25 protein-coding genes are annotated in these 23,260 nt (G+C 69.8%); 21 read left to right on the forward strand and 4 right to left on the reverse strand.

Features of this window, described 5'->3' with window-relative positions:
- Positions 1–210 precede the first annotated feature (210 nt).
- The 4 genes from rho (at position 211) to prmC (ending at position 4,773) form a co-directional block, all read left to right on the forward strand.
- Positions 211–2,169: a transcription termination factor Rho gene (rho, locus tag FCN22_RS17675; RefSeq protein ID WP_238384814.1), complete on the forward strand. Its 1,959-nt coding sequence runs from the start codon at positions 211–213 to the stop codon at positions 2,167–2,169.
- Between the two features lie 241 nt (positions 2,170–2,410).
- Positions 2,411–2,635 (forward strand): 50S ribosomal protein L31, encoded by a 225-nt coding sequence (rpmE, locus tag FCN22_RS17680; protein ID WP_137122885.1) that lies wholly within the window; start codon positions 2,411–2,413, stop codon positions 2,633–2,635.
- A gap of 90 nt (positions 2,636–2,725) precedes the next feature.
- Positions 2,726–3,820, forward strand: a complete 1,095-nt coding sequence (gene prfA / locus FCN22_RS17685; RefSeq protein ID WP_137122886.1) for a peptide chain release factor 1 — start codon at positions 2,726–2,728, stop codon at positions 3,818–3,820.
- A gap of 35 nt (positions 3,821–3,855) precedes the next feature.
- Entirely contained in the window at positions 3,856–4,773 is a 918-nt protein-coding gene (gene prmC, locus FCN22_RS17690) for a peptide chain release factor N(5)-glutamine methyltransferase (protein ID WP_238384815.1), read from the forward strand.
- 80 nt (positions 4,774–4,853) lie between these two features.
- On the opposite strand, the gene FCN22_RS17695 is transcribed toward prmC, so the two are convergent.
- From FCN22_RS17695 to FCN22_RS17705, 3 genes are all read right to left on the reverse strand, one after another.
- Positions 4,854–5,120: a DUF6295 family protein gene (locus FCN22_RS17695; protein ID WP_137122887.1), complete on the reverse strand. Its 267-nt coding sequence runs from the start codon at positions 5,118–5,120 to the stop codon at positions 4,854–4,856.
- A gap of 3 nt (positions 5,121–5,123) precedes the next feature.
- Positions 5,124–5,876, reverse strand: a complete 753-nt coding sequence (locus FCN22_RS17700; protein ID WP_137122888.1) for a dienelactone hydrolase family protein — start codon at positions 5,874–5,876, stop codon at positions 5,124–5,126.
- Positions 5,877–5,997: 121 nt separating this feature from the next.
- Positions 5,998–6,888: a pentapeptide repeat-containing protein gene (locus FCN22_RS17705; RefSeq protein WP_137122889.1), complete on the reverse strand. Its 891-nt coding sequence runs from the start codon at positions 6,886–6,888 to the stop codon at positions 5,998–6,000.
- On the opposite strand from FCN22_RS17705, the gene FCN22_RS17710 reads away from it, so the two are divergent.
- The 15 genes from FCN22_RS17710 to FCN22_RS17780 all read left to right on the forward strand — a co-directional run bounded on the left by FCN22_RS17710 (position 6,875) and on the right by FCN22_RS17780 (position 19,634).
- On the forward strand, positions 6,875–7,705 hold the full coding sequence (locus tag FCN22_RS17710; RefSeq protein ID WP_137122890.1) for an L-threonylcarbamoyladenylate synthase: 831 nt from the start codon (positions 6,875–6,877) through the stop codon (positions 7,703–7,705). The two genes, FCN22_RS17705 and FCN22_RS17710, sit on opposite strands and share 14 nt — an antisense overlap.
- 2 nt (positions 7,706–7,707) lie before the next feature.
- Positions 7,708–8,556: a DUF72 domain-containing protein gene (locus FCN22_RS17715; protein WP_137122891.1), complete on the forward strand. Its 849-nt coding sequence runs from the start codon at positions 7,708–7,710 to the stop codon at positions 8,554–8,556.
- Positions 8,557–8,613: 57 nt separating this feature from the next.
- Positions 8,614–9,909 carry a serine hydroxymethyltransferase gene (gene glyA, locus FCN22_RS17720; protein WP_137122892.1) on the forward strand — a complete coding sequence of 432 codons (1,296 nt, stop codon included), beginning with the start codon at positions 8,614–8,616 and terminating at the stop codon, positions 9,907–9,909.
- 56 nt (positions 9,910–9,965) lie between these two features.
- Complete coding sequence (locus FCN22_RS17725) at positions 9,966–11,069, forward strand: glycosyltransferase family 4 protein (protein ID WP_137122893.1); 1,104 nt, start codon at positions 9,966–9,968, stop codon at positions 11,067–11,069.
- An 82-nt stretch (positions 11,070–11,151) separates the two neighbouring features.
- Complete coding sequence (locus FCN22_RS17730; protein ID WP_137122894.1) at positions 11,152–11,622, forward strand: Cg1360 family ATP-synthase-associated protein; 471 nt, start codon at positions 11,152–11,154, stop codon at positions 11,620–11,622.
- Positions 11,623–11,646: 24 nt separating this feature from the next.
- The gene (locus tag FCN22_RS17735) at positions 11,647–11,910 is read left to right on the forward strand and encodes a hypothetical protein (RefSeq protein ID WP_202911660.1); all 264 of its coding nucleotides are present in this window, start codon (positions 11,647–11,649) and stop codon (positions 11,908–11,910) included.
- Positions 11,911–12,016: 106 nt separating this feature from the next.
- Positions 12,017–12,829: a F0F1 ATP synthase subunit A gene (atpB, locus tag FCN22_RS17740; protein ID WP_238384816.1), complete on the forward strand. Its 813-nt coding sequence runs from the start codon at positions 12,017–12,019 to the stop codon at positions 12,827–12,829.
- A 109-nt stretch (positions 12,830–12,938) separates the two neighbouring features.
- Positions 12,939–13,142 carry an ATP synthase F0 subunit C gene (atpE, locus tag FCN22_RS17745; protein WP_137122895.1) on the forward strand — a complete coding sequence of 68 codons (204 nt, stop codon included), beginning with the start codon at positions 12,939–12,941 and terminating at the stop codon, positions 13,140–13,142.
- Positions 13,143–13,234: 92 nt separating this feature from the next.
- Entirely contained in the window at positions 13,235–13,783 is a 549-nt protein-coding gene (locus tag FCN22_RS17750) for a F0F1 ATP synthase subunit B (RefSeq protein ID WP_137122915.1), read from the forward strand.
- Positions 13,783–14,598 carry a F0F1 ATP synthase subunit delta gene (locus FCN22_RS17755; RefSeq protein ID WP_137122896.1) on the forward strand — a complete coding sequence of 272 codons (816 nt, stop codon included), beginning with the start codon at positions 13,783–13,785 and terminating at the stop codon, positions 14,596–14,598. Before FCN22_RS17750 ends, FCN22_RS17755 begins: the two co-directional genes overlap by 1 nt.
- 135 nt (positions 14,599–14,733) lie before the next feature.
- Positions 14,734–16,371: a F0F1 ATP synthase subunit alpha gene (atpA, locus tag FCN22_RS17760; RefSeq protein WP_137122897.1), complete on the forward strand. Its 1,638-nt coding sequence runs from the start codon at positions 14,734–14,736 to the stop codon at positions 16,369–16,371.
- A gap of 55 nt (positions 16,372–16,426) precedes the next feature.
- Positions 16,427–17,326 carry a F0F1 ATP synthase subunit gamma gene (locus tag FCN22_RS17765; RefSeq protein WP_137122898.1) on the forward strand — a complete coding sequence of 300 codons (900 nt, stop codon included), beginning with the start codon at positions 16,427–16,429 and terminating at the stop codon, positions 17,324–17,326.
- A gap of 12 nt (positions 17,327–17,338) precedes the next feature.
- Complete coding sequence (atpD, locus tag FCN22_RS17770; protein ID WP_137122899.1) at positions 17,339–18,793, forward strand: F0F1 ATP synthase subunit beta; 1,455 nt, start codon at positions 17,339–17,341, stop codon at positions 18,791–18,793.
- A 120-nt stretch (positions 18,794–18,913) separates the two neighbouring features.
- A complete protein-coding gene (locus FCN22_RS17775; protein WP_137122900.1) occupies positions 18,914–19,186 on the forward strand; it encodes a F0F1 ATP synthase subunit epsilon in 273 nt (90 codons plus the stop codon).
- Positions 19,187–19,205: 19 nt separating this feature from the next.
- Entirely contained in the window at positions 19,206–19,634 is a 429-nt protein-coding gene (locus FCN22_RS17780; protein ID WP_162308252.1) for a DUF2550 family protein, read from the forward strand.
- Positions 19,635–19,738: 104 nt separating this feature from the next.
- Here the strand turns inward: FCN22_RS17780 and FCN22_RS17785 are convergent, their stop codons facing one another.
- Entirely contained in the window at positions 19,739–20,389 is a 651-nt protein-coding gene (locus tag FCN22_RS17785; RefSeq protein ID WP_137122902.1) for a cob(I)yrinic acid a,c-diamide adenosyltransferase, read from the reverse strand.
- Positions 20,390–20,535: 146 nt separating this feature from the next.
- Here FCN22_RS17785 and FCN22_RS17790 point away from each other — a divergent pair, with 146 nt between their 5' ends.
- Both FCN22_RS17790 and FCN22_RS17795 read left to right on the forward strand, forming a co-directional pair.
- Positions 20,536–20,901, forward strand: a complete 366-nt coding sequence (locus tag FCN22_RS17790) for an STAS domain-containing protein (protein WP_137122903.1) — start codon at positions 20,536–20,538, stop codon at positions 20,899–20,901.
- Positions 20,902–21,028: 127 nt separating this feature from the next.
- Positions 21,029–23,182, forward strand: a complete 2,154-nt coding sequence (locus FCN22_RS17795) for an ethylmalonyl-CoA mutase (RefSeq protein WP_137122904.1) — start codon at positions 21,029–21,031, stop codon at positions 23,180–23,182.
- Positions 23,183–23,260: the final 78 nt, after the last annotated feature.

Below are 23,260 nucleotides of genomic sequence, written 5' to 3' on the forward strand. Positions count from 1 at the left end.
GGGGTGTAGATTATGCACTGCACCCGGCGGAGACTGCAGATCCGTAGTTCGCGTCGTTCGCCGCAGGTGCTCACCACACGGGCGCTGCGGCGCCATCGTCTTCGACTCCCCTTGCCGTACGTGTGGCATCCCAATCCGGCCAGGTCGACTGGTCATACATTCCGGTCCTGGCAGCAGAGCCAGACCGCAGACGAGGGGGAAGGATCCTTCGTGACAGACACCACCGAACTCACCGCGGCTTCTGGTGGCGCACCTGACGCGCCACGCCGCGCCGGCGCACTGAGCACCATGCGGCTCGCCGAGCTGCAGGGCCTCGCCGGGAGCCTCGGCATCTCGGGAACCTCCAAGATGCGCAAGAGCGACCTCATGACGGCCATCCGCGCCAAGCAGTCGGGCGGATCGGCGTCCGCCTCCGTGGCCCGGGCCAGCGCCCCCGCTGCCGAGAAGCCACGGGCGGACCAGCAGGAGACCGAGCGGCCGGCCCGCCGGTCCCGCCGTGCCCAGAGCGGCGGCTCCGCGCCACAGGCCGACACCAGCCAGACCAGCCGGCCCGACCACAGCTCCGGCACCGACGAGCGTGCGGACCGTCGGGACGAGCAGAGCCGTGGCGAGCTGCGCGACCGCGACAGCCGCGGTGAGCAGCGCGACGGCAACCGTGACGGGGGGCGCGACCACCAGCGTCCCGAGGGCCGTCGCGAGCGCGATCAGAGCGGTGAGGACAACCGCGGTGACAACCGTGGCCAGCGCGACCGCAGCGACAGCCGCGACGACAACCGTGACGACAACCGTGGCCAGCGTGACCACGACGACAGCCGCGGCCAGAACGACCACGACAACAACCGCGGCGGCCGTAACAACCAGGGCAACCAGAACAACCAGAACAACCAGAACCGCCGCGACGACGACGAGCGCGGCGGCGGTCGCAGGCGCAACCGCCAGCGCAGCCGTGACCGCAAGCGCCGCGGCGGTCGCGACAACGACTACCGCGGCGGCGACGTCGACACGACGGTGCACGAGGACGACGTGCTCGTGCCCGTTGCCGGCATCCTCGACGTCCTCGACAACTACGCGTTCCTGCGCACCAGCGGCTACCTGCCCGGCGAGAACGACGTCTACGTGCCGATGGGCATGGTCAAGAAGAACGGCCTGCGCAAGGGCGACGCCATCACCGGCTCGGTCCGCGCGCTGCGCGAGGGCGAGCAGATCCCGGCTCGCCAGAAGTTCAACGCGCTGGTGCAGCTCGACACGGTCAACGGCATGACGACCGACCAGGCCAAGGAGCGGGTCGACTTCGGCAAGCTCACCCCGCTCTACCCGCAGGAGCGGCTGCGGCTCGAGACCGAGCCGGGCATCGTCACCACCCGCCTCATCGACCTGATCGCCCCGATCGGCAAGGGCCAGCGAGGACTCATCGTCAGCCCGGCCAAAGCCGGAAAGACGCTGATCCTGCAGGCGATCGCCAACGCGATCACGGTCAACAACCCCGAGGCCCACCTCATGGTCGTGCTCATCGACGAGCGACCCGAGGAGGTCACCGACATGCAGCGCGCGGTCAAGGGTGAGGTCATCGCCTCCACCTTCGACCGCCCGGCCGACGACCACACCACGGTCGCCGAGCTGGCCATCGAACGGGCCAAGCGCCTCGTCGAGATGGGACATGACGTGGTCGTGCTGCTCGACTCCATCACCCGCCTCGGCCGCGCCTACAACCTCGCAGCCCCGGCGAGCGGCCGGATCCTCTCCGGTGGTGTGGACTCGAGCGCTCTCTACCCGCCGAAGCGCTTCTTCGGTGCGGCCCGCAACATCGAGGACGGCGGCTCGCTCACCATCCTCGCGACGGCGCTGGTCGACACCGGGTCCAAGATGGACGAGGTGATCTTCGAGGAGTTCAAGGGCACCGGCAACATGGAGCTTCGCCTCTCGCGGCAGCTCGCCGAGCGCCGCATCTACCCGGCGATCGACGTGAACCCCTCGGGCACCCGGCGCGAGGAGATCCTCATGTCGGCGGAGGAGCTCAAGATCCACTGGAAGCTGCGCAGGGTGCTTTCCGCCCTCGACTCGCAGCAGGGGATCGAGCTGCTGATCGACCGGATCAAGAAGACCAAGAGCAACGTCGAGTTCCTGATGCAGGTCCAGCAGACCTCGTCGATCCACCTCGACGACAACTGACCCCACGATGCCTGCCCCGTGAACCACCGGGGCGGGCATCGTCATGGGGACCACGCCATCAAAACCACGTCATCAAGAAGTGGGCACGGCGCTGGTGGACTGTCGGCCACGGACTCGGGAATGCTTGGGGACGAAGGCGCGTTTGGACACACGTGCCGCTTGTTGGCACACTGTGTTGGCTGCCGGTTCACGAGCGCCCAGAGAGCGCCCGACCCGGTGGACCCCGATCAAGGAGCACACGTTGAAGAAGGACCTGCACCCCGCCTACGTGGAGACCACGGTGACCTGCACCTGTGGCAACACCTTCACGACCCGCAGCACCGAGACCAGCGGCAAGATCAGCGCCGACATCTGCTCGAACTGCCACCCGTTCTACACGGGCAAGCAGAAGATCATGGACACCGGTGGCCGCGTCGCCCGGTTCCAGGCGCGCTACGGCAAGAAGGCCGACGCCGCCGCCAAGTAGCTTCACCGCACGCCGGTCCCCGGCCCTTTTTGGGCCGCGGGGCCGGCGTCGTCGTTTGTCGGTCGCGTCATCGCCCAGGAAAGGTCCGCCATGCTGGAGTCAGCCGCCACCCTCGTGCAGGAGTATGCCGAGCTGGAGCGTCGTCTGGCCGACCCCGCACTGCACGCGGAGGGCGCAGACCCCGCCGAGGCCCGCAAGCTCAACAAGCGGTATGCCGCGCTGTCACCAACCGTCGCGGCCTACCACGCGTGGCACGCGGCGACCGACGACGTGGCCGCCGCGCGCGAGCTCGCCGCCGAGGATCCGTCGTTCGCCGAGGAGCTGCCGGCCCTCGAGGAGACGCTGAGGCACACCGAGGACACCCTTCGCCGGCTGCTGCTGCCCCGCGACGAGGACGACGACCGCGACGTGATCCTCGAGGTCAAGGCGGGCGAGGGTGGCGAGGAGTCGGCCCTGTTCGCCGGCGACCTGCTGCGGATGTACCTGCGCTACGCCGAGCACCGCGGCTGGAAGACGGAGGTGCTCGACGCCACGGAGTCCGACCTCGGGGGCTACAAGGACGTGCGGGTCGCCATCAAGGCGAAGCGGACACCGGGACCGGGCGAGGCGCCGTGGGCCCGGTTGAAGTACGAGGGCGGGGTGCACCGGGTGCAGCGGGTGCCGGTCACCGAGAGCCAGGGGCGCATCCACACCTCGGCCGCCGGCGTCCTGGTCATGCCCGACATCGACGACCCGGCCGAGGTCGAGATCGGCCCCCATGACCTCAAGATCGACGTCTACCGGTCGTCCGGTCCCGGCGGGCAGAGCGTCAACACCACCGACTCGGCGGTGCGGATCACCCACCTGCCGACCGGTGTGGTGGTCTCCTGCCAGAATGAGAAGTCGCAGTTGCAGAACAAGGAGTCGGCGCTGCGTGTGCTGCGTGCCCGGCTGCACCAGATCGCCCAGGAGCAGGCCGATGCCGAGGCCTCCGCGGCCCGTCGTTCGCAGGTGCGCACCGTCGACCGTTCGGAGCGGGTGCGGACCTACAACTTCCCGGAGAACCGGATCGCCGACCACCGCACCGGTTACAAGGCCTACAACCTCGATGCGGCGCTGGACGGCGAGCTGGACCCGGTCGTGCAGTCGGCGGTGGACGCTGACGAGGCGGCGCGGATGGCCGCGTTGGCCGATGGCTCCGCGTGAGCGTGCGGTGAGGCTGGCGGATCGGCGGGCGCTTCGTGCCTGACTTACCGCCGGGCGGCGGCGCGCAGGCCCGGTCGCTGCGTGACCTGGTCCGTACCGCGACAAGCGTCCTGCGCGACGCTGGCGTCGCCAGTCCCGACACCGACGCCGTGCTGCTCGCGGCCCACGCGTTCGGCTGGTCCGCGGGAGAGGTCCGCCGCCAGATGCTCCTCGGGGCGGAGGTCGACTCCGATGAGGGCCGCTACCACGAGCTCGTGGCCGAGCGCGCCAAGCGGGTCCCGCTGCAGCACCTCACCGGCCGGGCATCGTTCCGGAGCATCGAGCTGTCCGTGGGCCCGGGGGTCTTCATCCCCCGTCCCGAGACCGAGCTCGCGGCCGGGCTGGTCGTGGCTGAGCTCGAGCGCGTGGCCGACGGGGGGGACGGACCGCCCGTTGTGGCGGACCTGTGCACCGGCTCGGGGGCGATCGCCCTGGCGGTCAAGCACGAGGTGCCCTCCGCCAGGGTGCATGCCGTGGAGGTGTCCGACCTGGCGCTCGCCTGGGCGGACCGCAACCGGGAGGAGCTGGACCTCGACGTGGAGCTGCGTCTCGGCGACGCGACCACGGCCTTCCCGGAGCTCGAGGGGACCGTCGACGTCGTGGTGAGCAACCCGCCATACATCCCCACGCACGCCGTCCCCAACGATGCCGAGGTCCGCGACCACGACCCCGACGTCGCGCTCTACGGCGGCAGCGACGACGGGCTCGCCATCCCCCTCGCCGTGGCGGCCCGGGCCGCCCAGCTGCTCCACGCGGGCGGCCTCTTGGTCATGGAACACGCTGACGTGCAGGGTGATTCGCTCCCCGCAGCATTGATCGCCACCGGGGACTGGGCCGACGTCGAGGACCACGACGACCTCGCGGGCCGTCCCCGCACCGTCACCGCCCGCCGCAGCAGCCACCCCCGCCCCTGACCGGACACCCGTAGGGCGACTCGCCTCGGGCGAGGGACACCGAGGCGCCCGCCGAAGCGGTGTCCGGTCGAGGAAGGCGGTCAGCGGGTCAGCTCGGCGGGGGCGCTGGCCAGCGCGGCGTTGATCGCGTCGACGAGCTCGCGGGCGGAGGCCGCGGTGAGCTCGACACCGACCCGGGAGGAAGGACCGCGGGAGGGGTCGGCCAGGTCGATGTTGAGCGTGTGCTCGGCCATGGCGTGCACCGGGTGGTCGAAGTAGACCGTGGCGTCGGTGACGTGGAACCACCTGCCTCCCGGCCCCTTGGCGCTGCCGTCGACCACGGCGTTGACGGTCGCGTAGGTGCACATCGTTCAGCTCGCCTCCTTGGACAGGTGGACTCCGAAGAACTCCTCGATCCGCTCCCAGCCGTCGTTCGCCGCCGCGACCCGGTATGACGGCCGGTCCACAGCGAAGAATCCGTGCCCCGTGTCGTCGTAGCGGTGGAACTCGTGGGGCTTGCCGTGCGCGTCGAGCACCTCATCGAGGCGGTCGACCTGCTCGGGCGAGGGGTGGGAGTCCTCGTTGCCGAAGAGTCCGAGCAGCGGCGCGCGTAGCCCGGGCAGCTGGTCCTCGATGTCGGTGATCTTGACCGGGAAGCCGGTGGGAGGCGTGCCGATCACGAACGCGCCGTAGCAGTCCACCGCGGCGTCGAGGTCGAGGTGACAGGCGGCCAGCACCGACTGGCGCCCGCCCGAGCAGAAGCCGATGACGCCGACCCGGCCGTTGCTGGTCGGAAGGCTCCGCAGGTGCTGCGCCGCGCCGCTCACGTCCCCGACCAGGCGCGCGTCCGGGACACCACCGCGGGCGCGGGCGGTCGCGGCCGCGTCGTCGGGTGCGGCGCCGGGGGCCTCGCGCCAGTAGAGGTTGGGGCAGATCGCGTCATGGCCCAGCTCGGCGAACCGTCGCACGATCTCCTTGGTGGCGCGGTCGTAGCCGGGCATGTGGTGGATGACCACGACCCCGCCCCGGGCCGGTGGATCCTCCGGACGGGCCAGGTAGGCCTCCACCTCGTGGCCCGCGTGACCGGTGATGCGGGTGGTCGCTGCCGTCATCGTGTCGCCCATGGGCCACGCTCCTTGCTCGTCGTGAGGCCGCCTGGTTACTTACCGTACGTCAACGATCGGCCGGTGATCATGTGCTGCGACGGTGTGGCGGGTGGCCCTGCTGGGCGTTGCTGGGGTGTTCTCATGGGGAGCCGGGGTGCCTGCCCGGGGCCGGGTCGCTGACCGAGACACCGACGAGCGCCTCGAGCAGCCGGCCGGCCTGCCCGGAGGAGATGATCGCGCCCTTGAGGGCCCGCAGGCCGTCCAGGTCGAGCGGGCCGAGGTCGGCTCCGCGCAGATCGGTCCCGGTGAGGTTGGCGCCGTAGAGGTCGGCGTTCAGCAGCACGCAGCCGTCCATCACCGCGCGCCGCACGTCGGCTCCGCGCAGCACGGCCTCGGTGAGCCGCAACCCGGTGAGGTCTTCGCCAGTCAGCGTGACCCCGGTGAGGTTGGCGGCATACAGGTTGCACTCGCGCACCTCGAAGCCCAGACCCTGGCTGCCCTCGAACTGGGCGCCCATCAGGCGGCACCCGGTGAAGGACGCCTCCGTCAGCAGGGCGCCGCCGAACCGGGCGTCGGAGGCGTCGACCCCGTCGAACACCGCCTCGGTGAGCTCGGCGTCCAGGAAGAGGGTCCCGCGTGCGCTCCCGCCGCGCCAGGTCGTCTCGTCCAGCGCGGCGCCGTTCAGGCGTGCGCCGTCGAGCGTGCAGTCGAGGAACTGGGTGCCGACCAGCTCGAGCCCGCGCAGGTCGGCGCCGGTCAGGTCGCACCGCGCCAGCCGCAGGTCGCCCGGCGCGGTCGTCCTGAGCTCGGGGCGCTCGCGCAGTGCGGTGCCCGGCAGCGTCAGGCCGGTCAGCGTCGTCCCGGGAGCGCGATCGGCCGAGGACGGCGGAGGGGTCTGCGGCATGAGGTGATGGTTCCACGCCGTTGCGACGCCGCGGCCACCTCGGGGGAGGGCGCCGGAGCCGAGCAGCGTGGTGGGAGACTGCCGGTGTGCCGACCACCACGAGGAACCGCCGATGAGCCCGGTCATCGACTGCACCAGCGACGCGGGGCGGGACGACGGTGTCGCCCAGGCCACCGAGGCCGTCCAGCGGGGAGAGCTGGTCGTGCTGCCCACTGACACCGTCTACGGCATCGGTGCGGACGCCTTCGACGCCGAGGCCGTGGCCGCGCTCCTCGCCGCCAAGGGACGCGGCCGTGAGATGCCGCCACCGGTCCTGGTGCCCAACCCGCGCACGGTCGACGGCCTCGCGACGGCAGTGCCGTCGTATGCCCGTGACCTCATCAAGGCCTTCTGGCCGGGCGCCCTGACCCTCGTGCTCAAGGCGCAGCGGTCGCTGATGTGGGACCTGGGTGAGACCAACGGCACCGTGGCGGTGCGGATGCCGCAGGACGACGTGGCGCTGACCCTCCTCGCCGAGGTGGGGCCGATGGCGGTCAGCAGCGCCAACGTCACGGGGCAGGCTGCGGCGCAGACGGTGACCGAGGCGGCTGCCATGCTCGGCTCGTCGGTCAGCGTCTACCTCGACGGCGGCCCGGCGCGCGGCACCGACGCCTCCACGATCCTGGACTGCACCAGGGAGAACCCGGTTGTCCTGCGCGTCGGCGCGATCTCCTCCGAGCGGTTGCGAGAGGTGCTCGGCGACGTGCTGCTGGACGACCCGTTCGAGATCGTCGACGAGCCGGAGAGCGAGCAGGTGGAAGAGGACGCCCCCGAGGCCGTCGACGAGGTCGTGGACGAGCCGGAGAGCGCGCGGGCGGACACGGAGGTCCCCGAGGCCGCGAACGAGGCGCCGGTATCCGCTTCCGACGAGGACCGGGAGACCCCCGGAGCCACCAGCGCCTAGCCATGGGTGAGGTCCGGGTCGGCATCTCAGGATGGCGCTACCGGGGCTGGCGCGGCACCTTTTACCCGCCGGGGCTGGTGCAACGGCTCGAGCTCGCCTACGCGTCCGAGCGGCTACGGGCGATCGAGATCAACGGCTCCTTCTACTCGCTGCAACGCCCCAGCAGCTACACCACCTGGCGGCAGCAGGTGCCGCCCGGTTTTCTCTTCGCGGTCAAGGGCGGCCGCTTCATCACGCACATGAAGAAGCTGGGCGGTGTCGAGACGGCACTCGCCAACTTCTTCGCGTCCGGCGTGCTCGCGCTGGGACCCACCCTCGGCCCGGTCCTCTGGCAGCTGCCGCCCAACCTGGGCTTCGACGCCTCCCGATTCCAGGCCTTCTTCGACCTGCTGCCGCGGTCGACGGCCGCCGCGGCCGTCCTCGCCGGCCGCCACGACGACAAGCTGTCCGACGACCGCGTCCTGGCGGCCACCGACGAAGACCGCCCGATCCGGCACGTCCTCGAGGTCCGGCACGACAGCCTCGCGACGCCTGCAGCGATGAATCTGTTGGAGCGCAACCAGATCGGCATCGTGGTGGCCGACACCGCCGGGCGCTGGCCGAGGATCGAGCAGGCGACGTCCGACCTGGTCTACATCCGGCTCCACGGCGCCGAGGAGCTCTACGTCAGCGGTTACACCGACGCGGCGCTCGACGACTGGGCGGCCAAGGTCCGGCGCTGGGCCGACAGCGGCCACGACGTGCACGTCTACTTCGACAACGATGCCAAGGTCCACGCGCCCTTCGACGCGATCGCGCTGGCCGACCGGCTCGGACTGCCCAGCGGCTCCCGTGGCCTCGGAGCGCAATAGAGTGGTCCCGCACGGAAGTGGAGATCACCTCGTCCCCCTCGGATACGGAGCGATGGCATGAGCACGGACCAGATCACCGACACGACGTTCTACGGCTCCGACTTCGGCCAGCTGCAGTCGGAGGATCCCGAGATCGCGGGCGTCCTGCTCTCCGAGCTCGAGCGCCTCCGCGGTGGCCTGCAGCTGATCGCCAGCGAGAACGAGACCAGCCCCGCGGTGCTCACCGCGCTCGGCTCGACGCTGTCCAACAAGTATGCCGAGGGCTACCCGGGGCGTCGTTACTACGGCGGCTGCGCGGAGGTCGACAAGGCCGAGAACCTGGCGATCGAACGCGCCAAGGCGCTCTTCGGGGCAGAACACGCCAACGTCCAGCCACACTCGGGCGCCAGTGCCAACCAGGCGGTCTACGGTGCGTTCCTGCAACCGGGTGACACCTACCTGGCCATGTCGCTGCCGCACGGTGGTCACCTCACCCACGGCGCCAAGGTGTCGTTCAGCGGCAAGTGGTTCAACGCCGTCCACTATGGGGTGGACAAGGACACCGAGGACATCGACTACGACCAGGTCCGTGACCTCGCCCGCGAGCACCGTCCCAAGATGATCGTCGCCGGTGGCTCGGCGATCCCGCGGCTGATCGACTTCCAGGCCTTCCGCGACATCGCCGACGAGATCGGCGCGATCTTCTGGGTCGACGCCGCCCACTTCATCGGTCTGGTGGCCGGCAAGGCCATCCCCAGCCCCGTCCCGTATGCCGATGTCGTCACCTTCACGACGCACAAGGTCCTGCGCGGTCCCCGCGGCGGGATGCTCGTCTGCAAGGAGCAACACGCCAAGGCGCTCGACAAGGCGGTCTTCCCGATGATGCAGGGTGGCCCGCTGATGCACTGCGTTGCCGCCAAGGCAGTCAACCTCAAGGAGTGCTCGACCCCCGCCTACCAGGCCTACGCCAAGCAGGTCGTGGTCAACGCTCGGCAGCTCGCGACCTCGTTGGGGGAGAACGGGATCCGGCCGATCACCGGCGGCACCGACACCCACCTGTCGCTGCACGACCTGCAGGGAGTGGGCGTGACCGGCGCCGATGCCGAGAAGCGTGCCGACGCTGCAGGCATCGTGCTCAACAAGAACGCCATCCCGTTCGACCCGCAAAAGCCCAACATCGCCTCCGGTATCCGCGTCGGGACCCCGTGCGTCACGACTCAGGGCATGGACCAGGGCGACATGGTGACGATCGCGGGCCTCATCCACCGCGCCGTGACCGAGACCGACGGCGACCCCGACCACGCCACGGCCAAGGAGATCCGCGCACAGGTGAGCGAGCTCGTGGCCAGCCACCCGGCATACCCTCGGAGCTGAGCGGAGCCCTCCCGCAGGGCTCGCGTGACCTGACCTGACCAGCGAGGGGTTGATCCGTGCGGGAGTACCTCCTGATCTTCGTCGTGGCGGCGGCCATGACGTACGCCTCGACCCCTCTGGTCCGTCGCGTCGCCATCCGGCTCGGTGCCTTCACCGCGGTGCGAGCGCGGGACGTGCACGCGACCCCCATCCCCCGGCTCGGGGGATTGGGCATGCTCTTCGGGTTCGCGGCTGCCGTCCTGGTCGCCAGCCAGCTGCCGTTCCTGTCCCAGCTGTTCGTCACGAACGAGATCCTCGGCGTGCTCGCCGGTGGTGCGGTGATCTGCCTGCTGGGGGCGGTCGACGACGTGTGGGAGCTCGACTGGCTGACCAAGATCGCGGGCCAGATGATCGCCGCGGGCATCATGGCCTTCGGCGGCGTCCAGCTGCTGTCGCTGCCGCTCGGCGGGGTGACCGTCCTGCCGGCGCCGATCCTGGTGACCCTCACCATCATCATCGTCGTGATCTCGACGAACGCGGTGAACCTCGTCGACGGGCTGGACGGCCTGGCGGCCGGCATCGTCGGCATCTCCGCCCTCGCGTTCTTCGCCTGGTCCTACCTGTTGTCGCGCACCTACGACCCGCCGAACGTCTTCTCGACGGCGACCTTCATCACGGCCGCGATCATCGGGTGCTGCATCGGCTTCCTGCCGCACAACTTCCATCCCGCTCGGCTGTTCATGGGCGACGCGGGGGCCCTCCTGCTCGGCCTCCTGCTCGCCGCCGCCACGATCTCGATGACGGGCACGATCGACCCGTCGACCAACGTGGGCGCCACCTCCTCCACCGCGGCCTACCTGCTGCCGATCGTGCTCCCGCTGGCGATCCTGGCGCTGCCGCTGCTGGACGGGATGCTCGCGGTGATCCGCCGGCTGCGGGCCGGGCAGAAGCCCTGGCAGCCGGACGCGCTGCACCTGCACCACCGGATGCTCGCGATCGGGCACACCCACCGCCGCGCGGTGCTGCTGCTCTACCTGTGGTCGGGCATCGTCGCCATGGGGGCCGTCTCGTTCGCCTTCGTGACCGGCTGGGTGGTCTTCGTGGCCATCGGCGTGCTGGTCGTGGCCGCCCTGGCACTCACCCTGGGACTGCCGAAGTGGCATCCGAGCGAGCGCTTGTGATAACTTTCACAAGCGTTCGAAAAAGCCCTTCGGTCGGACGCCGACCAGCGGCCCGACGACTCCGACTGATTGAGTGCAGACCGTGACCAGAACATCCGCAGGCTCCACCACTGCCGCTCCGGCAGCCCCCTTCGCGGCCATGCTGCGTGGTGCCTTCGTGCCCAGCGTGATCGCCTCGGTGGTCACCGTCGTGGTCTTCTGGGTGCTGCGGGACCTGCGGGGCGCGGAGGGCGCGCTCTTCGGCGCGGCGATCGCCCTGGTCTTCTTCGGGGTCGGCCTCAAGCTCATGACGATGATGGTCAACGCGAACCCGATCTCGGTGTTCGCGGGCGCGATGGCGGTCTACCTCGGCCAGGTCATCTTCATGGGGATCATCATCATCGCCATGCGCGACGTGACCTGGCTGGACGGCCTCGCGTGCGGCATCACGATCCTGGTCGTCACGCTGGTCTGGCAGGTCTTCCAGGCGCGCGCCTACCTGCGGATGCGACAGACGGTGTATGACGAGCCCGCAGCAGCGGACGCGGCCGGCCCCTCTCGTGAGGAGGCCTGATGCGGTTCGTGCGAGGAGGACACCATGAGCGACCAGGGACCCCCGAAGCCGCCCGGGGAGGAGCCCGAGCGACCGGGACCGCCGGACCCCGACGCGGGCTACCCCGGGATGGAGCCGACCCGCGAGATCGACGCGCTGGCGCTGGTCATCTCCGGGCCCGTCGTCTTCGGCGGGATCGGCTGGCTGCTCGACCACTTCCTGCACACCGCGTTCCTGCTGCCCGTCGGGGTGGTCGGGGGGATGGTGCTGGCGCTCTACCTGATCTGGGTCCGGTACAGTACGCACTGACTTTGCGGGAGCACGCGCGCGTGTGCCACGTTGGTGGCCGCGTTCCGATCCTTCCCCTGCCGGTCGCCCGCCCCCTGTGTCCAACGACGAACATCGAGGAGACTTCGTGAGCATCACCATGCTCGCCCCGACCGGCGTCCTGCTCGCCTCGGGCGGGGGAGAAGGATTTGAGCCGCCGGGCCCCCAGGACTTCTGGCAGCCGCTGATCGGCTCCGGCACCTGGGCGTTCACCCGGCCGATGCTGCTGTGGATCATCTCGGTCGTCGCCCTGTCGTGGTGGTTCATCGCCACCACGCGCAAGGCGGCGATCGTGCCCGGCAAGGGCCAGTTCCTCACCGAGATGTTCTACAACACGACTCGCAACGGCATCGCCCGGGACATGATCGGCAGCAAGGAGTTCCTCAAGTACGTCCCGTTCCTGTTCTCCCTGTTCGCGATCCTGCTGGTCAACAACCTGTTCGGGGTCATCCCGCCGTTCCAGTTCCCCACGATCAGCCGGATCGGCTTCCCGATCGCGCTGACCGCGATCGTCTACGTCATCTACCACTACATCGGGATCAAGAAGCACGGGCTCAGGGGCTACTTCGGATCCTTCGTGCCGAGCGGCCTGCCGGCCTGGATCGTGCCGATGGTCCTGGTGCTGGAGACCTTCTCCTTCTTCGTGACCCGCCCGCTCACGCTGGCGATGCGAATCTTCGGCAACATGCTGGCCGGCCACATGCTGCTGCTGGTCTTCATCACCGGTGGCGAGTACATGCTGCTGCACGGGGGGATCGGCCTGAAGGTCATCTCCGTGCCGACCTTCCTGCTCGCCTTCATCATGACCGTGTTCGAGGCCCTGATCGAGGTCGTTCAGGCCTACATCTTCACCCTGCTCGCCGCGTCCTACATCGCCACCTCGCTGGCCGACGAGCACTGAGACCGCTCCCGGCCACCCGGTCGGCTGCCACACAACTTCATAGCCCCAACCAGAGACCTCCGTTCGACGCCGTGTCGCGCGGAACGCCCCCAGAAAGAGGACGACACTCATGACCGGCAACATCGCCATCATCGGTTACGGCCTGTCCGCCATCGGTCCCGGCATCGGCATCGGCCTGATCTTCGCCGCCTTCATCAACGGCGTCGCGCGCCAGCCCGAGGCCCGCGGCATGCTGCAGTCGATCGCCATCCTCGGCTTCGCCTTCGCCGAGGCCCTCGCCATCTTCGGTCTGGTGCTCTACTTCATCTCCTGACCACCGCTCTTCCGACAGCAACGGCACCACAGCACTAGGAGAATCTCGTGCACGCACTCGCCAGCGTTCCCGCGCTCGCGCCGGCCAGCGACATGGCGAACGCCTCGCCGATCCTGCCGGCCTGGGGTGAGCTCATCGTCGGGTTCGTCTTCTTCGGCATCTTCTACTGGGCCGTCAAGAAGTACGTCGTGCCCAATCTCGAGAAGGCCTACGCCGACCGCACGGCCGCCATCGAGGGCGGCATGCACAAGGCGGAGGAGGCCCAGCAGGAGGCCCAGGCTGCCCTCGAGCAGTACCAGGCACAGCTGGCGGAGGCCAGGTCGGAGGCCGCACGCATCCGCGAGGAGGCGCGCGAGCAGGGCGCCAACATCCTGACCGAGATGCGGGCCCAGGCCCAGACCGAGGCCACCCGCATCACCGAGTCGGCGAAGAAGCAGATCGAGGCCGAGCGCCAGCAGGCGATCGTGTCGCTGCGTGGAGAGGTGGGCCGGATCTCGACCGACCTGGCCAGCCGCATCGTGGGTGAGTCGCTGCACGACGAGGCCCGCCAGAAGGGGATCGTCGACCGGTTCCTGGCCGAGTTGGAGTCGGGGGACGTCAAGCCCGAGGCCGTCGGAGCCGTGCCGGCCGAGGAGTCCTGATGCAGGGTTCATCGCGAGGGGCAGCGGCGGCAGCGCGCAAGGCGCTGGCCGAGACCCTGCAGCAGCCGGGCGTGGACTGGTCGGTCCTGGCCGAGGAGCTGTTCGCCGTCACCGGCGCCCTCGACTCGAGTGCCGCGCTGCGTCGGGCGCTTGCGGACCCGTCGCGCGAGCCGCAGGTCAAGCGCGACCTTGCCGCCCGCCTCTTCGGCGGCAAGGTCGGGGAGGCCACCGGCAACCTGGTCGGGGTCGCGGTCTCCGGTCGCTGGTCGTCCGAGCGTGACCTGTCCGACACGACCGAGGAGCTCGCGGTCGAGACGGTCATGGCCATGGCCGAGGCAGGCGGTCGCCTCGACTCCGTCGAGGACGAGCTCTTCCGCTTCGGACGGGTGGTGGCCGGCAACCCCGGCCTGCGCGACGCGCTGACCGACCGGCACGCCGGCCGCACCGCCAAGGCGCAGCTGGTCAGCTCGTTGCTGGAGGGGAAGGCCAGTGACGAGACCGTGCGACTCGCGCGCCAGGCGGTGCTCGCACCGCGGGGTCGCCGGTTCGACCGGGTCCTCGAGTCCTACCTGGCCATCGCCGCCCGTCGCCGCGAGCAGCTGACCGCCACGATCATCTCCGCCGCGCCGCTCGACGACGCACAGCGTGACCGCCTGACGGCGGCGCTGTCGTCGATGTACGAGAAGCAGGTGCTGGCCAACGTCATCGTGGACCCCGAGGTCCTCGGCGGGCTGCGGATCCAGATCGGCGACGAGGTCGTCGACGGCACGATTGCCCGCCGGCTCGACGAGGCCAAGCGCAAACTCATCGGCTGACCGCGGCTGACGGAAAACGCACCACGACCGACCACACGGCATACCGACTTCCACCCCAGGCAGCAGAGCAGCAGAGCAGCACACCACCCACAGCTTCGGTCCGGACAAGAACGGGCCGCACACGAGGAGAAGATGATGACGGAGCTCACGATCCGTCCGGAGGAGATCCGGGACGCACTGAACGACTTCGTTCAGTCCTACGAGCCCGGCGCGGCCTCCCGCGAAGAGGTCGGCCGAGTGACCGACGCCGGTGACGGCATCGCCCACGTCGAGGGTCTGCCGTCGTGCATGACCAACGAGCTGCTCGAGTTCGAGGACGGGACCCTGGGTCTCGCGCTCAACCTCGACGTCCACGAGATCGGCGTCGTGGTGCTCGGTGCCTTCGACGACATCGAGGAGGGCCAGGAGGTCAAGCGCACCGGCGAGGTCCTCTCCGCGCCCGTCGGTGACGCCTTCATGGGTCGCGTGGTGGACCCGCTCGGCCACCCGATCGACGGCCTCGGCGACATCGAGGCCGAGACCCGCCGCGCCCTGGAGCTGCAGGCTCCCGGCGTCATGGCACGCAAGTCAGTGCACGAGCCGCTGCAGACCGGCATCAAGGCCATCGACTCGATGATCCCGATCGGCCGGGGCCAGCGGCAGCTGATCATCGGCGACCGCCAGACCGGCAAGACCACCGTCGCGGTCGACACGATCATCAACCAGAAGGAGAACTGGGACTCCGGCGACCCGGACAGGCAGGTCCGCTGCATCTACGTCGCGATCGGCCAGAAGAACTCGACCATCGCCTCGGTGCGCGGTGACCTCGAGGCCGCCGGTGCCCTGGAGTACACGACGATCGTCGCCGCCCCGGCGTCCGACTCGGCCGGCTTCAAGTACCTCGCCCCCTACACCGGTTCGGCCATCGGCCAGCACTGGATGTACCAGGGCAAGCACGTCCTCATCGTCTTCGACGACCTGTCCAAGCAGGCCGAGGCCTATCGCGCCGTCTCCCTGCTGCTGCGTCGTCCGCCGGGCCGCGAGGCCTACCCCGGTGACGTCTTCTACCTGCACTCCCGTCTGCTCGAGCGCTGCGCCAAGCTCTCTGACGAGCTGGGAGCCGGCTCGATGACCGGGCTGCCGATCATCGAGACCAAGGCGGGCGACGTGTCGGCCTACATCCCGACCAACGTCATCTCGATCACCGACGGCCAGATCTACCTGCAGGCCGACCTGTTCAACTCCAACGTGCGCCCCGCCATCGACGTGGGTGTGTCCGTCTCGCGAGTCGGTGGCGACGCCCAGATCAAGGCGATGAAGCAGGTCTCCGGCCGGCTCAAGCTCGACCTGGCGCAGTTCCGCGCGATGGAGGCGTTCGCGATGTTCGCGTCCGACCTCGATGCCGCGTCCCGCAACCAGCTCGAGCGGGGCGCCCGCCTGGTCGAGCTGCTCAAGCAGCCGCAGGCCTCGCCGCTCAAGGTCGAGGAGGAGGTCGTCGTGATCTGGACCGGCACCACCGGTCACCTCGACGACCTGGCCGTGGAGGACGTCAGCCGGTTCGAGGCAGAGTTCCTCGACTTCATCCGTCGCGAGAAGTCGGGCATCTACGACTCCATCCGCGAGACGAAGAAGCTCGAGGACGACACGGAGAAGTCGCTCGAGGAGGCCATCGCCTCCTTCAAGGAGCAGTTCGTGGCGGCCGAGGACGGCGGCGTCCAGGCCGGTTCGGAGCAGCACGACGAGATGACCGAGGACCAGATCGACCAGGCCCAGATCGTCAAGCAGCAGCGCTGATCCACCGGTCCACAGCCAGTTCTGACACGCTAGAAGCAAGGAGAGGCGGAAGCCCATGGGAGCGCAGATTCGCGTCTACCGGGAGCGCATCAAGTCCGTCGGGTCGATCAAGAAGATCACGCGCGCGATGGAGTTGGTCGCGGCATCCCGGGTGACCAAGGCGCGCCAGTACGTCGCCGAGTCCACGCCATACGCCCTGGCCCTCACTCGTGCGGTGTCCGCGGTGGCCACCTTCTCCGACGTCGACCACCCGCTCACCACCGAGCGGCCGGACGTCAAGCGGGCCGGCGTGGTCATCATGACCAGCGACCGCGGTCTGGCCGGGGCCTACTCGGTCTCGGCGATCAAGGAGAGCGCCGAGCTGATCGCCAAGCTCAAGAGCGAGGGCAAGGAGGTCGTCCCCTACCTCGTCGGTCGCAAGGCGGTCAGCTACTACAAGTTCCGCAAGCGGGAGTATGCCGCGGATTGGACCGGCTTCACCGACCGCCCGACGTTCGACGCGGCCCGCGAGATCGGCGAGCGGGTCACAGGCGACTTCATCGCCGGCTCCGAGGAGGGTGGGGTGGACGAGCTCCACGTCGTCTTCACCCGGTTCAAGAGCATGGTCACGCAGGAGCCGACGGTCGTGCGGCTGCTGCCGCTGGAGGTCGTCGAGGGCACGGAGGCGCCGGCGCCCGACGAGGTGCTGCCGCTCTACGAGTTCGAGCCGAACGCCTCCGAGGTGCTCGACGCGCTGCTGCCGAAGTACGTCACCTCGCGGTTGTTCAACGCGTTGCTGCAGTCGGCGGCCTCCGAGCTGGCCGCGCGCCAGCGCGCGATGAAGTCGGCGACGGACAACGCCGAGGAGCTCATCAAGACCTACACCCGGCTGGCCAACCAGGCCCGTCAGGCCGAGATCACCCAAGAGATCAGCGAAATCGTGGGCGGCGCCAGCGCCCTCGCGGACGCCAAGTAAGAAGGACACAACATGACTGCCACAGTGACCGAGAACTCCCCGGGCGCAGCCCCGAGCGAGGGCGGCGTCGGCCGGGTCTCGCGCATCATCGGCCCGGTCGTCGACGTGGAGTTCCCCGTCGACGCCATGCCGGAGCAGTACAACCTGCTCACCACCGAGGTCGAGCTCGGGGGCGAGAAGCACCTCCTGAACCTCGAGGTCGCCCAGCACATCGGTGACAACATGGTCCGTGCCGTCTCGCTGCAGCCGACCGATGGTGTCGTCCGCGGCGCACCCGTGCAGGACACCGGCGGGCCGATCTCCGTGCCCGTGGGTGACGGCACCCTGGGCCATGTGTTCAACGCGACCGGCCACTGCCTCGACACCGACGAGCCGCTGGACATCAAGGAGCGCTGGGGCATCCACCGCAAGGCCCCGGCCTTCGACCAGCTCGAGTCCAAGACGAGCATGTTCGAGACCGGCATCAAGGTCATCGACCTGCTGACCCCCTACGTCAACGGCGGCAAGATCGGCCTGTTCGGCGGTGCCGGCGTGGGCAAGACGGTGCTCATCCAGGAGATGATCGCCCGCGTCGCCAAGGACCACGGTGGTGTGTCGGTGTTCGCCGGCGTCGGCGAGCGGACCCGCGAGGGCAACGACCTCATCAAGGAGATGGAGGAGGCAGGCGTCCTCGGCCAGACCGCCCTCGTCTTCGGCCAGATGGACGAGCCTCCGGGCACGCGTCTTCGTGTCGCGCTGTCGGCCCTGACCATGGCCGAGTACTTCCGCGACGTCCAGAACCAGGACGTGCTGCTGTTCATCGACAACATCTTCCGGTTCACCCAGGCCGGCTCCGAGGTCTCCACGCTGCTCGGACGTATGCCGTCCGCGGTCGGCTACCAGCCGACCCTGGCCGACGAGATGGGCGTGCTGCAGGAGCGGATCACCTCGACGCGTGGCCACTCCATCACCTCGATGCAGGCGATCTACGTGCCCGCGGACGACTACACCGACCCGGCGCCGGCGAGCGTGTTCGCCCACCTCGACGCGACCACGGAGCTGTCGCGTGACATCGCGTCGATGGGCATCTACCCGGCCGTGGACCCGCTGACCTCCACGTCGCGCATCCTGGACCCGCGCTACATCAGCAAGGAGCACTACGACACCGCGGTGCGGATCAAGTCGATCCTGCAGCGCAACAAGGAGCTGCAGGACATCATCGCGATCCTCGGTATCGACGAGCTCCCCGAGGAGGACAAGGTCCTGGTCAACCGGGCCCGCCGGATCCAGCGGTTCCTGTCGCAGAACACCTACGTCGCCAAGCAGTTCACCGGCATCGAGGGCTCGACGGTCCCGCTGTCGGAGACGATCGAGGGCTTCACCAAGATCGCGGACGGCGACTACGACCACGTGCCCGAGCAGGCGTTCTTCATGTGCGGTGGCCTCGAGGACGTCGAGCGCCAGGCCGCGGAGCTCGAGAAGGACTGATCCCGTGCCGAAGGCCGGTCACCCAGCGGGTGGCCGGCCTTCCGCCAACCCGGTCGTGGTCAGAGCGGGCGGCAACTGCCGATAGACTGGCTGAATACGTTTCGAGCGGAGGAATCTCCTGTGAGTGAGTTGCACGTCGAGCTGGTCGCCGCCGACCGCAAGGTCTGGGAGGGCGACGCGGCCAAGGTGAGCGCACGCAGCGTCGACGGGGACCTCGGAATCCTGCCGGGGCACACTCCGCTCCTGGGCGTCCTCGTCACCGGCGACATCCGGATCGACACCACGGGCGGGCAGCGCCAGAGCGTCACCATCGACAGTGGGTTCCTGTCGGTCGACCACGACCGCGTGACCGTCGTTGCCGAGACCGTCGACACCTCCTCGTTCTCCGGTTGAGGTCACGATGCTGCCGGACGTGCTCCTCTCCGCTGAGGTGCTCGTCGGCGCGCTCGTCGTGCTGCTCCTGCTCTTCCTGGTCCTGACCTTCCTGCGCCGCCGCGCCATCGGCCGCGGCAAGCCCTTGGTGCTGTGCGCTGTCCGCCTGCCCGGTGAGAGCCGTTGGAAGGTCGGGATGGCGCGCTACGGCACGACCCGGCTGGACTGGTTTCGCCTCGGTGGCTTCACGGTCCGGGCCCGCGCCCAGTGGGCCAGGGCCGAGCTGCAGCTCGACACACCGCACGGCCTCCAGGGGCGTGAGCGGATCGGCCTGATCCCCGACGCGGTGGGGGTCGCGTGCCGGTACCGCGGCCGTTCCTTCGAGGTCGCGCTCGCTCCCGGTGCCTACACCGCGTTGCGGGCGTGGGTGGAGTCGTCACCGCCCGGCCTCAACGTCAACGTCGCCTGACCATCCCGCCCAGCGGACCCGGAATCATTGCGAGGTTCCGGCCACTGACAGGGCACCGAACCTCGCGAAGATTCCTCACGGAGGTGAGGGTGTCTTGCGTTCGGTCAGGAGCGCTTCTTGTCGGGAGCCTGCTCGCGGCCGCCGCCCGGCACCCAGAGCACGTCACCGCCCGCGTCCACGTTGGCCACCCGGCCGAGGATGAACAGCAGGTCGGACAGCCGGTTGAGGTACTTCGCCGTCAGGGGGTTCACCCCGCCCACGCCGCGCTGCTTCTCACCCTCGGGCGGAGCGGCAGCCGGCTGATCGCCATACGCCTCCAGTGCCTGCCAGGTGGCGCGCTCGGCGCGCCGCGTGACGGTGCGGGCCACGTGCAGATAAGCGGCGCCGGGGGTGCCGCCGGGCAGGATGAAGGAGCGCAGCTTGTCGAGCTCCTCGTTGTAGCGGTCGCAGTCGGCCTCGAGCTCGTCGACCCACTCCGCCTGCACCCGCAGGGGTGGGTGGTCGTAGGAGGCCGCGAGGGGCGTGCACAGGTCGGCTCCGACGTCGAACAGGTCGTTCTGGACCCGCCGCAGCGTCGTGCGGACGTCCTCGCGCAGTTCACCGCAGGTCACGGCGACGCCGATCGCGGTGTTGGCCTCGTCGGTGTCGGCGTAGGCCACCAGTCGCGGATCGGTCTTGCTGGTGCGGCTGAAGTCGCCCAACGCGGTGGTGCCGTCGTCGCCGGTGCGGGTGTAGATGCGGTTGAGGATGACCATGCCTGATGCTCCCAGACCTGCCCGAGCGCCTCGTCGCAGGGGCGGACGAGGGCATGTGACGTGATTGTTACCTCGGCTTGCCCAACCTTTTGCCGTCCGTGGGAGTCAATAGTCATGACCCGGTTCGGCGGACGAAGGGGATCGTGATGGCTCACACCGCAGGGGTGCCGCAGCCGGCCGATGTGGCGGAGGACTCGCCCGGCAGGATCGTGACGGTCACGGGCCGGCTCGACGTGCGCACCGTGGCCGACGTCCGGATCGCGTTGCACGACATCGTCGACCGCGGCGAGGGCGACCTGCTCATCCACCTCGCGGGCGCGGAGGTCTGTGACGCGACGGGTCTGGGCGTCATCGTGGGCGTGCACCACCGTGCCCGCCGCGCGGGGCGCCGCCTGGTCATCGCCGACGCGTCCCCACGGCTCGAGCGGCTGCTGCGCGCCACGCGCCTGACGCGGGTGCTGGCCCGGCCCACTCTGGACGACGCCTACGGGGCCAACCCGCTCGCCGTCTGAACGCAGCTGCCCGCAGAGAACTTCAGCGCAGCGGTGCTGCCGCGCAGGGGCTGCGGCCAGAACTCTGTGGTGCCTCTCACCTCGTGCAGCCCTCCCGCTGCGGCGCCCACGCGGCTAGGTTCCCTGCATGGCCGACCACGCAGTGCCACCGACCGCGGCGCCCGCCGTGCCGTCCGCACCACCGCGCCCCAGCCGGGACGCACCCTGGGTGATGCGCACGTATGCCGGACACTCCAGTCCCGTGGCCAGCAACGACCTCTACCGCCGCAACCTGGCCAAGGGCCAGACCGGCCTGTCGGTGGCCTTCGACCTGCCCACGCAGACCGGCTACGACCCCGACCACCCGCTGGCCCGCGGCGAGGTGGGCAAGGTCGGGGTGCCGATCTCGCACGTCGGTGACATGCGCGCGCTGTTCGAAGGCATCCCGCTGGCACGGATGAACACCTCGATGACCATCAACGCGCCGGCGCTGTGGCTGCTCGCGCTCTACCAGGTGGTCGCGGAGGAGCAGGCGCTCGCGGAGGGCGCCGACCCGGTCGCCGCGGTGCGGAGCCTCACGGGCACCACGCAGAACGACATCATCAAGGAGTACCTCTCCCGCGGCACCTACGTCTTCCCGCCCGAACCCTCGCTGCGGCTGACCACCGACCTCGTCGCCTACACCGTCGCCGAGCTACCGAAGTGGAACCCGGTCAACATCTGCAGCTACCACCTGCAGGAGGCCGGCGCGACGCCGGTGCAGGAGATCGCCTACGCGATGTGCACCGCCGTCGCCGTCCTCGACGCGGTGCGCGACAGCGGCCAGGTGCCGCCGGAGCGGTTCGGCGACGTGGTCTCGCGGATCTCCTTCTTCGTCAACTCGGGCGTGCGCTTCGTCGAGGAGCTGTGCAAGATGCGGGCGTTCGTCGCGCTGTGGGACGAGCTGACCCTGCAGCGGTATGGCGTGCACGATCCTCGGCAGCGACGGTTCCGTTACGGCGTGCAGGTCAACTCGCTGGGGCTCACCGAGGCCCAACCGGAGAACAACGTCCAGCGGATCGTGCTCGAGATGCTGGGCGTCACCCTGAGCAAGGATGCGCGGGCCCGGGCCGTGCAGCTGCCGGCCTGGAACGAGGCGCTCGGGCTGCCCCGACCCTGGGACCAGCAGTGGTCCCTGCGGATGCAGCAGGTGCTCGCCTTCGAGTCGGACCTGCTCGAGCACGAGGACCTCTTCGCCGGCTCGGTGGTCGTCGAGGCGAAGGTCGCGGCACTGCTGGAGGGAGCGCGCGCCGAGATCTCACGGGTCGAGCAGCAGGGCGGCGCCGTGGCGGCCGTCGAGTCCGGCTACATGAAGTCGGCGCTGGTGGCCTCGCACGCGCGCCGGCGGGCTCGGGTGGAGTCCGGTGAGGATGTTGTCGTGGGCGTCAACCGCTTCGAGACCACCGAGCCGAACCCGCTGACAGCGGACCTGCAGGCGGCGATCCAGACCGTGGACGAAGGCGTCGAGGGTGACGCGGTGCGTGCGGTGCAGCGGTGGCGCACCGAGCGGGACGCCGACGACGGCGGCCGGCGAGCGGCCGCAGCCCTGGCTCGGCTGCGCACCGACGCCGGCTCGAACGCCAACCTGATGGCGGCCTCGCTCGAGTGCGCACGGGCGGGCATCACCACCGGTGAGTGGGCAGGCGCGCTGCGCGAGGTGTTCGGCGAGTTCCGGGCGCCCACCGGGGTCGGGGGCACCGTCGCCGGCGGTGGGGTGACCGGGGGAGAGGAGCCGGATTCAGGGCCGGGCAGGGCAGCCGCCGAGCTGGCCGCCGTCCGCGAGATGGTCCGCCGGACCGGTGAGGAGCTCGGGACCCGGTTGCGGCTGCTGGTCGGCAAGCCGGGGCTCGACGGCCACAGCAACGGTGCCGAGCAGGTCGCCGTGCGTGCCCGTGACGTCGGCTTTGAGGTGGTCTACGAGGGCATCCGCGTGACGCCGGACCGCTTGGTCGCGGCGGCGGTCGCCGAGGACGTGCACTGCGTCGGCCTGTCGGTGCTCTCCGGTTCCCACCTCGTGCTCGTGCCCCAGGTGGTCGAGGGCCTCGCGGCGGCCGGGGCCGGCGACGTCCCGGTCGTGGTCGGCGGGATCATCCCCGAGGCGGACTGCGCCCGGCTCGAGGCGGCGGGCGTGGCAGCCGTGTTCACCCCCAAGGACTTCGGGCTCACCGCGATCATGTCCCGGATCGTCGCGGTGGTGCGTGCCGCCCACGGGCTCGAGCCGCTCCACGCCGCCGAGGCAGCCGGCGACCTGGACAGGTACTGAAGAGGCGGTTCCTGGCTACCGGCGAGCGTGGCGCCAGGAGGAGCAGCGCCGGTACGGGCGCGTGATCTTCGCGTGCTC

Source organism: Segeticoccus rhizosphaerae, assembly GCF_005222685.1.
GTDB lineage: Bacteria > Actinomycetota > Actinomycetes > Actinomycetales > Dermatophilaceae > Segeticoccus > Segeticoccus rhizosphaerae.